General features: G+C 63.4%; 16 protein-coding genes and 1 pseudogene. 13 read left to right on the top strand and 4 right to left on the bottom strand.

Features of this window, described 5'->3' with window-relative positions; all coding sequences use genetic code 11:
* The 3 genes from BGN91_RS03805 to BGN91_RS03795 all read right to left on the bottom strand — a co-directional run.
* On the bottom strand, positions 1-179 hold a 179-nt coding region (locus tag BGN91_RS03805), incomplete at its 3' end, for an ATP-binding cassette domain-containing protein (protein WP_292610685.1).
* Complete coding sequence (gene livM, locus BGN91_RS03800) at positions 176-1,531, bottom strand: high-affinity branched-chain amino acid ABC transporter permease LivM (RefSeq protein ID WP_292610664.1); 1,356 nt, start codon at positions 1,529-1,531, stop codon at positions 176-178. The genes livM and BGN91_RS03805, both read right to left, overlap by 4 nt.
* A 40-nt stretch (positions 1,532-1,571) precedes the next feature.
* The gene (locus BGN91_RS03795) at positions 1,572-2,486 is read right to left on the bottom strand and encodes a branched-chain amino acid ABC transporter permease LivH (RefSeq protein ID WP_292610683.1); all 915 of its coding nucleotides are present in this window, start codon (positions 2,484-2,486) and stop codon (positions 1,572-1,574) included.
* Between the two features lie 459 nt (positions 2,487-2,945).
* On the opposite strand from BGN91_RS03795, the gene BGN91_RS03790 reads away from it, so the two are divergent.
* The gene (locus tag BGN91_RS03790) at positions 2,946-3,476 is read left to right on the top strand and encodes a hypothetical protein (protein ID WP_292610662.1); all 531 of its coding nucleotides are present in this window, start codon (positions 2,946-2,948) and stop codon (positions 3,474-3,476) included.
* A gap of 65 nt (positions 3,477-3,541) precedes the next feature.
* Here the strand turns inward: BGN91_RS03790 and pcaD are convergent, their stop codons facing one another.
* Positions 3,542-4,324, bottom strand: a complete 783-nt coding sequence (pcaD, locus tag BGN91_RS03785) for a 3-oxoadipate enol-lactonase (protein WP_292610660.1) — start codon at positions 4,322-4,324, stop codon at positions 3,542-3,544.
* Positions 4,325-4,506: 182 nt separating this feature from the next.
* Between pcaD and BGN91_RS03780 the strand changes: the two genes are divergently transcribed.
* From BGN91_RS03780 to BGN91_RS03725, 12 genes and pseudogenes are all read left to right on the top strand, one after another.
* Positions 4,507-4,953: a carbon monoxide dehydrogenase subunit G gene (locus tag BGN91_RS03780; RefSeq protein ID WP_292610658.1), complete on the top strand. Its 447-nt coding sequence runs from the start codon at positions 4,507-4,509 to the stop codon at positions 4,951-4,953.
* A gap of 147 nt (positions 4,954-5,100) precedes the next feature.
* The gene (locus BGN91_RS03775) at positions 5,101-5,586 is read left to right on the top strand and encodes a (2Fe-2S)-binding protein (protein ID WP_292610656.1); all 486 of its coding nucleotides are present in this window, start codon (positions 5,101-5,103) and stop codon (positions 5,584-5,586) included.
* Positions 5,587-5,630: 44 nt separating this feature from the next.
* Complete coding sequence (locus BGN91_RS03770; RefSeq protein ID WP_292610654.1) at positions 5,631-6,437, top strand: xanthine dehydrogenase family protein subunit M; 807 nt, start codon at positions 5,631-5,633, stop codon at positions 6,435-6,437.
* A gap of 39 nt (positions 6,438-6,476) precedes the next feature.
* Positions 6,477-7,382, top strand: coding sequence for a MoxR family ATPase (locus tag BGN91_RS03765; RefSeq protein ID WP_292610681.1), 906 nt, complete (start codon positions 6,477-6,479; stop codon positions 7,380-7,382).
* A 61-nt stretch (positions 7,383-7,443) separates the two neighbouring features.
* The gene (locus BGN91_RS03760) at positions 7,444-8,646 is read left to right on the top strand and encodes a VWA domain-containing protein (protein ID WP_292610652.1); all 1,203 of its coding nucleotides are present in this window, start codon (positions 7,444-7,446) and stop codon (positions 8,644-8,646) included.
* A 16-nt stretch (positions 8,647-8,662) separates the two neighbouring features.
* The gene (locus BGN91_RS03755) at positions 8,663-8,986 is read left to right on the top strand and encodes an XdhC family protein (protein ID WP_292610651.1); all 324 of its coding nucleotides are present in this window, start codon (positions 8,663-8,665) and stop codon (positions 8,984-8,986) included.
* Positions 8,987-8,993: 7 nt separating this feature from the next.
* Positions 8,994-9,686, top strand: a complete 693-nt coding sequence (locus tag BGN91_RS03750) for an XdhC family protein (protein ID WP_292610650.1) — start codon at positions 8,994-8,996, stop codon at positions 9,684-9,686.
* Positions 9,683-11,287, top strand: a complete 1,605-nt coding sequence (locus tag BGN91_RS03745; protein WP_292610648.1) for a molybdopterin-binding/glycosyltransferase family 2 protein — start codon at positions 9,683-9,685, stop codon at positions 11,285-11,287. Before BGN91_RS03750 ends, BGN91_RS03745 begins: the two co-directional genes overlap by 4 nt.
* 225 nt (positions 11,288-11,512) lie before the next feature.
* The gene (locus tag BGN91_RS03740; RefSeq protein WP_292610647.1) at positions 11,513-12,235 is read left to right on the top strand and encodes a TetR/AcrR family transcriptional regulator; all 723 of its coding nucleotides are present in this window, start codon (positions 11,513-11,515) and stop codon (positions 12,233-12,235) included.
* Positions 12,232-13,008 (top strand): efflux RND transporter periplasmic adaptor subunit, encoded by a 777-nt coding sequence (locus BGN91_RS03735; RefSeq protein WP_292610645.1) that lies wholly within the window; start codon positions 12,232-12,234, stop codon positions 13,006-13,008. Before BGN91_RS03740 ends, BGN91_RS03735 begins: the two co-directional genes overlap by 4 nt.
* 25 nt (positions 13,009-13,033) lie before the next feature.
* Positions 13,034-13,963 (top strand): ABC transporter ATP-binding protein, encoded by a 930-nt coding sequence (locus tag BGN91_RS03730; protein WP_292610643.1) that lies wholly within the window; start codon positions 13,034-13,036, stop codon positions 13,961-13,963.
* Positions 13,960-14,398, top strand: a pseudogene (locus BGN91_RS03725) (ABC transporter permease); the annotation flags it as partial. The gene BGN91_RS03730 and the pseudogene BGN91_RS03725, both read left to right, overlap by 4 nt.

Below are 14,398 nucleotides of genomic sequence, written 5' to 3'. Positions count from 1 at the left end.
CCGCTCGGTCTGTAGAATCCGGTGATGCAGTTGAAGACGGTGGTCTTGCCTGCGCCATTCGGTCCGATCAGTGCGGTGATCCTGTTTCGCTGCGCGGAGAAAGACAGGTCATTGACCGCGACGATGCCGCCGAAGCGCATCGACAGGTGCTCGACGGCGAGGATGTCGTCGCCGTTCATCCGTGACCTTCCTTGACGAGGTCGGACGAAATGGTGCGGTTGTGCTCAAGAAAAACGGTCGGCGAGCGGTGCCCGATCAGGCCGCGCGGCCGCCAGATCATCAGCAGCACCATGACGCCGCCGAACACCAGCATACGGAACTGATCGAGGCCGCGGAACAGCTCAAATCCGCCGATCATTGCGATCGCGGCGAGCGCCACGCCGAGCTGCGAGCCCATGCCGCCCAGCACGACGATTGCGAGCACCAGGGCCGATTCCTGGAAGGTAAAGGATTCCGGGCTGATGAAGCCCTGGCGGGTCGCGAAGAACGCGCCGGCGAATCCCCCGAACATCGCGCCGATGGCGAAGGCTGAAAGCTTTGTCGTGGTGATGTTGATGCCGAGCGCCCGGCAGGCCACTTCATCCTCGCGCATCGCTTCCCAGGCGCGGCCGATCGGCAGCCGCCGCAGACGGATGGTGACCCAATTGGTGAGCAGCGCAAGCGCCAGGATCAGGTAGAACAGGAACACGAGGCGATGCGTCGGCGAAAACGGCACGCCGATCAGCGCCGCGAAGCCATTTTCGCCCGGCGTCAGCGGAACGCCGAAGAACGTCGGACGGGGAATGCCGCCGATGCCGTTCGGTCCGCCGGTGAGATCCTGCCAGTTGATGATCACGAGGCGGATGATCTCGCCGAACGCGAGCGTGACGATGGCCAGATAGTCGCCGCGCAGCCGCAGCACCGGAAAACCGAGCATCACGCCCCAGCACGCTGCGAGCAGCCCGGAAATCGGTAACAGCACCCAGAATGCCCATGCGCCAAGTTGCAGGAAATCGACCGCGACAAACGGGTAGGTGCTGATGAAATACGGCAAGGGGAGGCCGCTCTGCGCCAGCAGCGCGTAGGAGTACGCGCCGACCGCATAGAATGCGACGTATCCGAGATCGAGCAGGCCGGCGAGGCCGACGACGATATTGAGGCCCCAACCGAGCATGACGTAGGTCAGCACCAGAATGCTGAGATCGAGCAGATAGCGTTGATTGTAGAAGATCACCGGCACTGACAGCGCGAAGACCAGAAGCGCGGGTCCGAGCAACCGGCCCAGCGTCGAGAATACATTGCGCACGGGTGCCGGCAGTTCGACGCCACCGACCGGTCCGATCCAGCGTCGAAGCAATTCGAGGACGATGCTGCCGGCAAAGACGATGGCGACTATCGAGGCCAGTTCGCCGAAGCGCGTCGTGTAGGTCAGTTGCCCGGTTTCGCCCGGAAAAGTGCGGATGCCGACCATCAGCGAAAACAGGATCAACGCCACGAAAGCGCTGATGACGGATTTCTTCAGGATGAAGACGATGGCCGGATCGCGCGCCATGGGTTGTTGTGTCGAAGCTGGCGTTGCCACGTCGGGTCCGTCAGACTTTTTCGACTTCGGGCCTGCCGAGCAGGCCGGTCGGCATGAAGATCAGCACGACGATGAGAATCGAGAATGCGGCGACGTCCTTGTATTCGACGGAAAAGTATGCCGACCAGAATGTCTCGATCAGGCCGATGGCCAGGCCGCCGAGCATTGCGCCCGGCAGCGAGCCGATGCCGCCGAGCACCGCCGCGGTGAAAGCCTTGATGCCCGCGACAAAGCCCATGAAGAAATCGACGAGGCCGTAATAGAGCAGGTACATCATGCCGGCGACGGCGGCGAGCGCCGCTCCGATCACGAAGGTCATCGAGATTGTGCGGTCGACGTCGACGCCGAGCAGCGACGCCATTGTCTGATCCTGCTCGCAGGCGCGCATGTCGCGGCCGAAGCGGGTGCGCGACACGATGTAGCTGAAGATCGCGAGCAGCAAGACGGTGGTGACCACCACCGCGATCTGGATGTTGGACAATTGCACCGCGAAATTGCCGGAATCGTGCAGCGTGTAGCCGCCGGTGATGAGGGGCGGTATCGGCTTGACCTGCGCGCCCTGGGCGACCTGTGAAAAGTTGGACAGCACGAACGACATGCCGATCGCCGACAGCAACGGCGCCAGGCGGAACGAGTGCCGCAGCGGCCTATAGGCGATGCGCTCCACGACCCAGCCGTAAACGGCGGTGACCGCCATCGAGACCAGCAGCACAACGAGCAGGATCAGCGGCACCGCGGAAAGGCCCATCGATACCAGGATCAGAAAGGTGATGAGTGCGATGAAGCCGCCGATCATGAAGATGTCGCCATGAGCGAAATTGATCATGCCGACGATGCCGTAGACCATCGTGTAGCCGATCGCGATCAGGCCATAGATCGAGCCGAGCACGAGGCCGTTGATCAGTTGCTGGGCGAAATAATCCATGTGCTGCCGTTGCGTGTCCCCGAGCGCGGCCAGATCGGACGCGGTGATGGGGTCCGGCAGCCGGACCGGCGCGTCTTGAATCAATGTCTAACAGTGGCAACGGGGTGCGGCAACCACAGGCGGCCATTTGGGACGGCGGCCTTGCATTCCGTCGCGCGCCTCCCGGGGCTCGACGATTCGCGGGCGCGGCTCTGGCAAGCTGATCAGGAGCAGGAGGACCGTTGGCCGGTCCGCAAAAAGAGGGCCGGGAGGCCGGCAACCCGGGAGTTCCCGAGGTCTCCGGTTCCCACAGAAACGGCATTGTGACGTGCCCGGGTGCGGCCGCCATGTTGTCCACAGGGGCGACCGGCCGATTAAGGTAAATAAAGGGTTTCAATTGTCCGCCTGAGTTTACGGGCGTTACCTCGCCGCCAAAGGCCGCCACAGAAAACGGCGGCCACGCAGAAGCGGGATGGCGGCATGGCGACGAATTCCTGGCGGATCAGCACGGTCAACGGTGCATTGCTGGCGCTTTATTTCATTCCGGCATGGACCATGGTGGCGTTCAAGATCATGGTATCGCCGGTGTACGGCCTCTATGACCTTCCGAACGTCTCGGTGGCGCTCTTTCTCAGCGACCACATGCATCTTACGACGGTCAGCATGGTGCGCATGGCCTGGTTTCTTGCGCTCGGCAAGATCACCGTGGTCGCGTTCTTCGCGGTGTTTCTGGTGATGACGATGCGCGCCTCGGTCCGGAAATCCGGCGGCTGCGACGAGGCGCTGGCGCTGGCGCTCGGTATCGGCAGCCTTATCACATTCGGCAGCATGGTGATGGCGTCACGGGTCGGCGAGATGGCGGCGCTGCGCCTGCACGCGACCGAACTGCTGCTGCTGGTCGGTGGTGCGATCCTGATGGCGATCGAGCAGCCGTTCCAGCGCGATCCAGCGCCGATGCGGCAATGGCCTCCGCAGCCGGACATCTACCCTTTCGGCAGCAGCGGTTCCTGAACGATCGCATTGCGGTTCTGCAAAGCGGCATAAGAATGTGAATGCCGCATCGCGCCCGGGCTACGTTACCGTTGCATCAGAAATCCGGCCACGGCCTCGGTGAAGGCGTGCGATTGTTCGACATTGGAGATGTGCGCGGCGTCGAGGATGGTCATGCTGGCGTCGGGAATCTGGCTGCGGATGTATTCCGCACCAGCGATGGGCGTCGACTTGTCGTGCCGCCCGGCGATGACAAGCGTCGGGCTTTTGATCCGCGGCAGCAGCGCGCGCTGATCGAGCGTGCTCAGTGCCTCGCAGCAGGCGATGTAGCCCTCCGGTGGTGACGCGCTCAGCATGGCTTTTAGTTTCGCCGCGGCGTGCGGCTCGCGCTCGCGAAAATCCGCCGTCAGCCAGCCGCTGATCACGGTGTCGGCGATTGCTTTGAGGCCGCCGTCCCTGACCGCCTTGATGCGGGCGTGCCAGTTGGTCGGGTCGGGATAATAGCAACCGGTGTTGGCGAGAACGATGCGGTCGAAACGCTCCGGCGCGTTGGCTCCGAGCCATTGCCCGACCATGCCGCCCATGGACAATCCGCACCAGTGGGTCTTGGCGATGTTGAGATCGTCCAGAATCGCCAGCACGTCGCGGCCGAATCGCTCCATCGAGTAGGGACCGGGCGGCACGCCGGACTTGCCATGGCCGCGCCGGTCATAGCGGACGATGCGAAATAATTTCGATAATGGCGCGATCTGCGGTTCCCACATCTGCATCGTGCAGCCGAGCGCATGCGACAGCATCAAGGTCGGGCCGCCGTCGCGTCCCTCGACGGAGACATTCAACAGGCAGCCGTCGGCATCGATCATGGGCATTGTATGTCCTCCCGCAACGTTCGACCGTTTTAGTTTGATGCGATCTGTTTCACCATCGAAAATCACGTCGCGCTGTTCGCACGGCGTCTTCGGCGGCGATCCTCTTTCCTTTATGAACGTCCTTGCTTACCTGAAAGGGCGCGCCCTCGAACAGGGCGTCGCGCGGAGCGAGGAGGCAGCGCATGGCGATGACGATGAACGGCGAGGTTCAGCTTCCGGCGTCCCGCGAAGCGGTCTGGGCCAGGCTCAACGATCCCGAAGTTCTGAAAGCCTGCATTCCCGGCTGTGAGGAATTGACCCGGACCGAGGCGAACGAATTCCAGGCCGTCGCCAGGATGAAGATCGGCCCGGTATCCGCCCGCTTCAAGGGCAAGATCACGCTCAGCGATCTCGACCCGCCGAACGGGTACAGGATTTCGGGCGAAGGTGAGGGCGGCGTCGCCGGTTTTGCCAAGGGCGAGGCGACGGTGGTGCTGATTGATCAGGACGGCGGCACCCTGCTCAAATACGATGTGGAAGCGCAGACCGGCGGCAAGCTGGCGCAATTGGGTCAGCGGCTGATCGGCGGTACGGCCAAGAAGCTCGCCGACGAATTTTTCGCGAACTTCGCCAAAGCTGTTCAGGGATAAAGGCGGGTCAGGGACCCTGAACGTTCGCATGTTCATGGCTGGCTGCGGACCACCCGCGAGGTTGCCCATTATCGGGATGGCCCATATCATACGCGACCTTGCGAACGACCGTTCGGATGTGCGGCACCGGATTCGAAGAGAGCGCCGATGGCCAAGATTTCGCTGATCGTGAACGGCAAACCGACGGCCGCCAATATCGACCCGCGCACGCTGCTCGTGCAGTTCCTGCGCGAAAACCTGCGCCTGACCGGCACCCATGTCGGATGCGACACCTCGCAATGCGGCGCCTGTGTCGTGCATCTCGACGGCAAGGCCGTGAAGTCCTGCACCCTGCTGGCGGTCATGGCGGACGGGCACGAGGTCACGACGATCGAGGGTCTCGCCGCTGACGGCGCGCCGTTGCATCCGATGCAGGAGGCCTTTCGCGAACATCATGGTTTGCAATGCGGCTTCTGCACCCCGGGCATGATCATGACCGCGATCGATATGGTTCATCGCAAGGGTCATGAGCTGGACCATCACACCATTCGCGACGAACTGGAGGGCAATCTCTGCCGCTGCACCGGCTATCAGAACATCGTCGAATCGATCGCGGCCGGAGCCATGGCGATGGCGAAATCGGATCCTGCATGAGCCCGGCGTCACGACACGGCGCGATGAAGCCGAGGACCTGAGCCATGTACGCGTTCAAATATCATCGACCGGCGACCGTGCGGCAGGCCGCCAACCTGCTGGTCAGGAACGAAGACGCCAAGCTGATCGCCGGCGGTCACACGCTGCTGCCGGTGATGAAGCAGCGGCTCGCGAGCCCGGCGCATCTGATCGATCTCTCCCACATCGAAGGCCTCGACGGCATCGAGATGAAGGGCCGCTCGCTCGTGATCGGCGCGACCGCGAAGCACGCCGACGTCGCCAGTTCGCCGGTCGTGGGTGAGGCGATCCCGGCGCTGGCCGAACTCGCCGCGCTGATCGGCGATCCGGCCGTGCGCCACAAGGGCACCATCGGCGGCTCGATCGCCAACAACGATCCGACCGCCGATTATCCGGCGGCCTGTCTGGCGCTCGACGCCACCATCGTCACCAACAAGCGCCGGCTGAAGGCGGAGGAGTTTTTCCAGGGAATGTTTTCCACCGCGCTGGAGAGCGACGAGATCATCACTCGGGTGATGTTTCCGCTGCCGAAGAAGGCAGCCTATCAGAAATTCCGCAACCAGGCTTCGCGCTACGCGCTGGTCGGCGTCTTCGTCGCCCGGCGGCCATCGGATGTGCGCGTCGCGGTCACAGGTGCCGGCGAAGACGGTGTCTTCCGCGTAACGTCATTTGAAGATGCCTTGAAGAAGAGCTTCAAGTCGAAGGCGCTCGAAGGGTTGTCGGTGCCGGCCTCGGGCCTCAACAGCGACCTGCATGGCAGCGCGGACTATCGCGCGCATCTGATCGGTGTGCTGGCGCGGCGCGCCGTCGATGCCGCGAACGGCAGGGCATGACATGCGGATGCTTGCCGTATCCGGTCGGATTTCATCATGATGACGACATCAGCATTGCCTTCGTCCGTCGACGCGACGCTCGATATGCTGGCGAAGCATCGCTATTTCACCGAGCGATCGCTGGCGACGGTGGTATTTCTTTCGCTGCGCATGGGGCGGCCGCTGTTTCTCGAAGGTGAGGCCGGCGTCGGCAAGACCGAGATCGCGAAAGTGCTGTCGGCCGCATTGGGACGCAAGCTGATCCGGCTGCAATGCTACGAGGGGCTCGATATCGCGTCCGCCGTCTACGAGTGGAACAGCGCCGCGCAAATGATCGCGATCCGGCTCGCCGAAGCAGCCGGCGATGCCGATCGCGAGCAGTTGTCCAGCGATATTTTTGCCGAACGATATCTGATCAAGCGTCCGCTGCTTCAGTCGCTGGAGCCGGACGTGGCCGGTCCACCGGTGCTGCTGGTCGACGAGCTTGATCGCGCCGACGAGGCTTTCGAGGCCTATCTTTTGGAAATCCTCAGCGACTTCCAGGTGACGATCCCCGAATTCGGCACGGTCAAGGCGCTGACGCCGCCTGTCGTCATCGTGACCTCAAACCGGACCCGCGAAATTCATGATGCGTTGAAGCGGCGGTGCCTCTATCACTGGATCGATTATCCCTCGGCCGAGCGGGAGCTTGCGATCGTCAAATCGCGAGTACCAGGCATTTCCGCGAAGTTGTCGCAGCAGGTGGTCGATTTTGTGCAGGCGCTGCGCAATCAGGATCTCTACAAGAATCCGGGCGTTGCCGAGACCATCGACTGGGCGACGGCGCTGACCGAACTCGACGCGCGTTCGCTGACGTCTCAGGTTGTCGGCGACACCATTGGCGCGCTCCTGAAATACCAGGACGATATCGGCCGGATGCAGGACGATAGCCTGCAGAAGGTGTTGAAGGAAGCGAGCAGCGAGTAGGGCGTTATTTCCGGGTGTGCGCTCAGCCGCGCGCCCCGGAATGACAACCGGGGTATAGGGTATGGCTGTCAATCATCTCGATCCGCCGACCGGACAGATCGCAGACAATGTCGTCGGCTTTGCGCGCATGCTGCGCGCTGCTGGCCTTCCGGTCGGGCCGGGCGCGGTGATCGACGCGCTGAACGCCTTGCGCCTGATCGAGATCGGAAAGCGTGCGGACGTCTTCACAACGCTCGGATCGGTTTTCGTGACGCGCCGCGATCATGCGCTGATCTTTGCCCAGGTCTTCGATCTGTTCTTTCGCGCTGCCGAGGAATGGAAGAGCATGCTGGATTCGATCCCGCTGCCGGTTCAGGCTAAGAAGCCACCGCCGCCTGCCGCGCGGCGCGTTCACGAGGCGCTGGCGCAGCCGGCGATCGCGGGCGAGGGCGAGGTGTCGGAGGAGCGGGAGGTCCGGCTCTCCGTCTCCGACCGCGAGGTGCTGCAGACGAGAGACTTTGCCCAGATGAGCGCGGCTGAGATCGCCGAAGTCACGCAGGTCATCGCGAAGATGAGGCTGCCGCAGGCCGAGCTTCGCACCCGGCGCACCCGGCCCGATCATCGCGGGCTGCGGCTCGACCTGCGGCGGACGCTGCGCGGCAGCCTTCGCACCGGCGGCGATATCGTCGATATTCATCGCCTGGGTCCGGTCGACAAGCCGGCTCCGATCGTGGCGCTCCTGGATATTTCCGGCTCCATGAGCGAATATACCCGGCTGTTCCTGCATTTCCTCCACGCCGTCACCGATGCGCGCAAGCGCGTCTCGGTCTTTCTGTTCGGGACGCGGCTGACCAACGTCACCCGCGCGCTACGGGCGCGGGACCCGGACGAGGCGCTGGCCGCCTGCTCATCCGCGGTCGAGGACTGGGCCGGCGGAACGCGGATCGCGACCTCGCTGCATAATTTCAACAAGCTGTGGGGCCGACGCGTGCTGGCGCAGGGCGCGATCGTGCTGTTGATCACCGACGGGCTGGAGCGTGAGGCCGACTCCGGGCTGGCGTTCGAGATGGATCGGCTGCACCGCTCCTGCCGGCGGCTGATCTGGCTTAATCCGCTATTGCGCTATGATGGCTTTGAACCGAAGGCACAAGGAATTAAATTGATGCTGCCGCACGTTGACGAATTTCGTCCGGTGCATAATTTGTCGTCTATCAAGGGGCTGATGGCCGCGCTGTCCCCGGCGCCCGTATCGCGTCGCCGCGATCTCCACCGCCATACAGCTTGAACAGAGTAAGTCCGCCATGCTCGATCGCGACGAGGATATTTTGAAGGCGGCCGAGGACTGGCAGAAAGCCGGTCACGGCGTCGCGCTCGCGACGGTGGTCGAAACCTGGGGGTCGGCCCCGCGTCCCGCCGGTTCGAGCCTTGTCGTCAACGACGATGGCACGTTTCTCGGCTCGGTCTCCGGCGGATGCGTCGAAGGCGCCGTGGTGGCCGAGGCGCTGGACGTGATCTCCAGCGGCACGCCCAGGATGCTCGAGTTCGGCGTGGCTGACGACGCGGCCTGGAAGGTCGGACTGTCTTGCGGCGGCACCATCCGTGTCTTTGTCGAGAAAGTCGGCTGACCGTGAAATGAAACCTGCCACGCTTGCAGAGATCAACAGGGAGCGGGCCGCGCGGCGGCCGGTGATCGTGGTGACTGATATCGGTAATGGCGAACAACGTATCGTCAAGGCTGCCGATCTCGCCGGCGACCCCCTGCATGTGGAGCTGGACAGACACCTGCGCATGGGCAAGAGCGGAACGGTCGAAATCGGCGGCCGAAAGCTGTTTCTGAACGTCTATGCGCCGACGGCGAGGCTCGTGATCGTCGGCGCGGTCCACATCAGCCAGGCGCTGGCTCCTCTCGCGCGGTCGCTCGGCTATGACGTCACCGTGGTCGATCCGCGCTCGGCATTTGCCAGTCCTGAGCGGTTTCCAAACGTGCCGCTGATCGCCGAATGGCCGGACGTTGCACTGCCGCCGCTCGATATCGATCACTATACCGCTTTCGTCGCGGTCACCCACGATCCCAAAATCGACGATCCGGCGTTGCTGCATGCCCTTGAGCGTGATTGTTTTTACATCGGGGCCTTGGGATCCTTGAAAACCCACGCCAGGCGCGCCGAGCGCCTGAAGGCGCTGGGCGCTTCCGAGGCCGACATCGCGCGCGTCCATGCGCCGATCGGACTGGAGATTGGCGCCATCTCGCCTTCCGAGATCGCCTTGGCCATCATGGCGGAAATCACGGCGGAGCTGCGGCTGCCGAAAGCGAGTGCGGCATGAAATTTGGTCCAGCTACCCCGGACGATGCGATCGGCGGCGTCACCGTTCATACCCTGCGTCAGGGCGCGTTCGTGCTCAAGAAGGGCACCACCATCGGGCCGGTGGAGGTCGAGGCTCTGAACAGGGCGGGCGTGAAAGAGGTGGTCGTCGTTCGCCTCGAGGACGGCGACGTGTCCGAGGACGAGGCCGCGTCGGATGTCGCCAAGGCCGTCGCCGGCGAGGGTGTCACCGTCGAGCGGGCCTTCACCGGCCGCGCCAATCTGTTCGCGGCGCGGGCCGGCGTATTGGTGATCGATCGGGCGGCGGTCAACCGCATCAACAATGTCGACGAAGCCATCACCTTTGCGACGCTCCCGGCCTACAAGCCGGTGGTCCAGGGCGAGATGATCGCCACCGTCAAGCTGATTCCGTTCGGCGTCGAGGCGGAACTGCGCGATGCGGCGGTTGCGGCGGCGCGCCGCGACGTTTTGCGCGTTGCGCCTTACCGCATCAAACGGGTCGGCGTCGTTTCCACCATCCTTCCCGGGCTGGCGCCGAAGGTGATCGACAAGACGTTGCGCGTGACCGCCGACCGTCTTGCGCCCGCCGGCGCAACGATGATCGCCGAACGGCGGGTGCCGCACGATCAGGCCGTGCTGTCGGCCGCGATCAAGGAGATGCTCGATCTCGGCGCCGAGCTGGTTATCGTGTTCGGCGCGTCCGCCATCGCCGATCGTCGCGATGTCATTCCCGCGGCTCTGACCGGCGCGGGTGGCGTGGTCGAGCACTTTGGCATGCCGGTCGATCCCGGAAACCTGCTTCTGATCGGAAAAGCGCGCGGCGTGCCGGTTCTGGGTGCTCCGGGCTGTGCGCGGTCTCCTGTCGAGAACGGGTTCGATTGGGTGCTGATGCGCCTGCTCGCCGGATTGAAGGTCGCCCGCCGCGACCTGACCGCGATGGGGGTCGGCGGTCTGCTGATGGAAATCGTGACGCGCCCGCAACCGCGTATTTCGCCGGCGACCGACAGCAACAACAATATCGCGGCGGTGATCCTCGCGGCCGGGCGTTCGACCCGCATGGGCGGCCATAACAAGCTGCTGGCGGAGTTCCATGGCAAGCCGCTGGTTCGCGTCGTGGCGGAGCAGGTGCTGGCGTCGAAAGTATCGAGCGTGACTGTCGTCACCGGCTATCAGGCCGCGGAGGTGGAGCGCGCGTTGCGCGGGCTGAACGTCACGTTCGTGTACAATCCGGATTTTCCCACCGGCCTTGCCAGTTCGCTCAAGGCCGGCATCGGCGTGGTTCCGAAAGAGGCGGGCGGCGCGCTGATCTGCCTCGGCGACATGCCTCTGATCGATGCGCATATCCTCGATCGGCTGATCGCGGCTTTTGCTCCCGATCGCGGCATGCTGATCGCGGTCCCCGTCAGCGGAGGCGCCCGCGGCAATCCGGTGTTGTGGTCGCGGCGATTTTTCGGCGAACTGATGTCGCTCGAAGGCGACGTCGGAGGGCGCAATCTCATCACGCGGCATACCGAGGTGGTGGCGGAGGTCGCCGTCGAAGATCAGGGCGCATTTCTGGACATCGATACGCCCCAGGCGCTGGCCGCGATGCAGCGCGGCTGATCGCAGCGAACTCTGAAGAGGGCGCGGACGCGTGGCGGCAGGCTACGATCCACACCAGATAGGTCTGAATGGGGTGATTCAGTCAGACTGTTCGCCCAGGTCGCGTGCGTCGCGCTTGGTAAATTCATCATATAATTCAGATGTATAGATTACATCACGACGGATTGACCGCTCGCGTCAGAGCCATATATTGAATTTGACTGACTAGTCAGTCATATTTGTTTCATGAAAACCGCGAAAGCAAAATCACGAAAAATCGCAACTGCAAGCTCCGCCAATACTCGGGCGGTTGCAGGCTCGGCGGGTGGCGCGACATCCGCACAGACCGGCAGGCCGGCGAAGCCTCCGAACCGGGCAGAGCGGGCGGCGCAACGGCGGGAGGCGATCATCACGGCGGGTCTCGATGAATTCACCGCGCGTGGCTTTGCCGCGACCCGCCTGGACGACGTCGCCAGACGCGCCGGAGTCGCCAAAGGCACGATCTATCTGCACTTCAAGGACAAGGAGGCGCTGTTTCAGGAGCTGGTGAGAACGGCGCTTGTACCGCTGATCGGAAACCTGGCAGCCGCGCCCGCCGCCGGTGGATCGGTGCGCGATATCCTCGAACGCTTCGCCGAGACTTTTGTGCGTGAGATCGCCGAGACCAAGCGCGGCGATATCGTTCGCCTGATCGTCGCGGAGGGCGCACGCTTTCCGTCGCTCGCCGATTTCTATTTTCGTGAAGTCGTTTCGCGCGGCCTCGCGGCCATGCGCAAGCTGATCGAGAGCGGTATCGCGCGCGGAGAGATCAGCAACGCGCGCCTTGCCGACTTCCCCCAGATCGTCGTTGCGCCCGCCCTGGTCGCCGTGATGTGGCATGGCCTGTTCGGCCGGCATGCGCCGCTCGATGCCGTGGCAATGCTGAAGGTTCATCTTGATCTGATCTTTGGCGAACGGAGGGTTTCATGACCACGCTGGGCGTCATCGTGCGTGCCGGCGCCGTATTGGCGTTGACGGTTCTCGCTGCCGGCTGCGGTCCGAAGTCACCGCCGGGTTATCAGGGCTGGGTTGAGGCCGACATGATTTTTGTCAGTCCCGACGAGAGCGGCCGTGTCACCAGACTGAACGTGCGCGAGGGCGATGCTGTCGAGGTCGGCACACTTCTCTATTCGGTCGACGACGACCTGCAGCAGGCCGATCTCAATCAAAACAAGGCGACGCTGGCGAATGCGCAGCAGACTTATGACCGCGCGGCCTCGCTGAGGAAAACCGGGGCGGGCACTCAGGCGACTCTGGATTCCGCCGTTTCGACGCTGCGTGTTGCCGAAGCGCGGGTCAACACCTCGGAAACGCGGCTGTCGCGTCGCAAGGGTTTTGCGCCGGTCGCAGGGACCATCCAGCAGATCTATTTTCGCGAGGGCGAAATGGTGCCGGCGCAGCGGCCGGTGCTGTCGATCATGCCGCCGGGTAACATGAAGATTCGTTTTTTTGTATCGGAACCCGATTTGCCGAAACTCAAGATCGGGCAGGACGTCCGCATCACCTGCGACAACTGTGCGTCCGATCTGGCGGCCAAGATTTATTTCATCGCCACTCAGGCCGAATACACGCCGCCGGTGATTTACAGCCTCGAGGAGCGCAACAAGCTGGTGTTCCTGATTCAGGCGCGGCCCAACAGGCCGGACAATCTTCGGGTGGGGCAGCCGATCACCGTTCAACTCGACGCCGCGACGACACACTGAGGGCCGCGTTGTGAGCCAGGCAGCCATGAAAGCATCCGACATCGCGATCGAGGTTTCCGGCCTGTCCAAGTCGTTCAAGGGTCGCGAAGTCGTGCACGATCTGTCCATGACGGTGAAGCGTGGGATGATCTACGGCTTCCTCGGTCCCAACGGCTCCGGCAAGACCACCACCATCCGCATGCTTTGCGGACTGCTGACGCCGGACAGCGGCGAGGGCACCTGCCTCGGCTATGACATCCGGCGCGACGCCGACAAGATCAAGCGGCGGGTCGGCTATATGACCCAGCGTTTCAGTCTTTATCAGGACCTGTCGGTACGCGAGAATCTGGAATTTGTCGCACGGCTCTATGGCATGCGGAATGCGCCGCGCGCGGCGGCGGCCATGATCAAGCGGCTCGGTCTCAATGGCCGCGAGGAGCAGTTGGCCGGCGAATTGTCCGGCGGCTGGAAGCAGCGTCTCGCGCTCGGCGCCTGCACGCTGCCGAACCCGCAACTTCTGCTCCTCGACGAGCCGACCGCCGGCGTTGATCCCAAGGCGCGACGCGAATTCTGGAACGAGATTCATGCGCTGGCCGCTGATGGCCTGACGGTGCTGGTCTCGACGCACTACATGGACGAGGCTGAACGCTGTCATGAGATCGCCTACATCGCCTACGGTCACCTGCTGGTGCACGGCACCGTGGACGACGTTATCGCAAAGTCGGCGCTGACCACCTACACGGTCGCGGGCGGCGACATCAACGAGTTGTCAGTCGAACTGGCAGGCAAGCCGGGAATCGACATGGCCGCGCCGTTCGGCACCAGCCTGCATGTCTCGGGCCGCGACAAGGCGGCGCTCGAGGCGACGATCGCGCCGTTTCGCAACCGCAGCGATCTGCATTGGCAGCAGAGCGAGCCGTCGCTGGAAGACGTGTTCATCGAACTGATGAGCCGCTCGAAGGACAATTTCCAATGAGCGCCGCGGACGACCGCCCCGCCGAAAGGGAGATGCCGTTCGGTTTCTGGCGGCGCAGCTACGCCATGCTGGTGAAAGAGTTCATCCAGCTCCGGCGCGACCGCGTCTCGTTCGCGATGATCGTGATGATTCCGGTGATGCAGCTTCTGTTGTTCGGCTACGCCATCAACACCACGCCGCGTCATCTGCCGACCGCTGTCCTGATGCAGGAGGATAGCGATCTTGCGCGCTCGATTCTCAAGGCGTTGGAAAATACATCCTATTTCCGTTTCACCCAGGAAGTGCACGACGTCGATACTTTCGACAATCTCCTGAAATCCGGCAAGGTCTTGTTCGGCGTCGAGATTCCGCGCGGTTTCGAGCGCGGCGTGCGGCGCGGCGACCGTCCGGCGCTGCTGGTTGCCGCCGATGCCACCGATCCCGTCGCCGCCGGCT

The sequence above is a fragment of the Nitrobacter sp. 62-13 genome (assembly GCF_001896955.1).
Taxonomy (GTDB): Bacteria; Pseudomonadota; Alphaproteobacteria; order Rhizobiales; family Xanthobacteraceae; genus Nitrobacter.
This window is presented reverse-complemented; position numbering and strand designations above follow the sequence as displayed.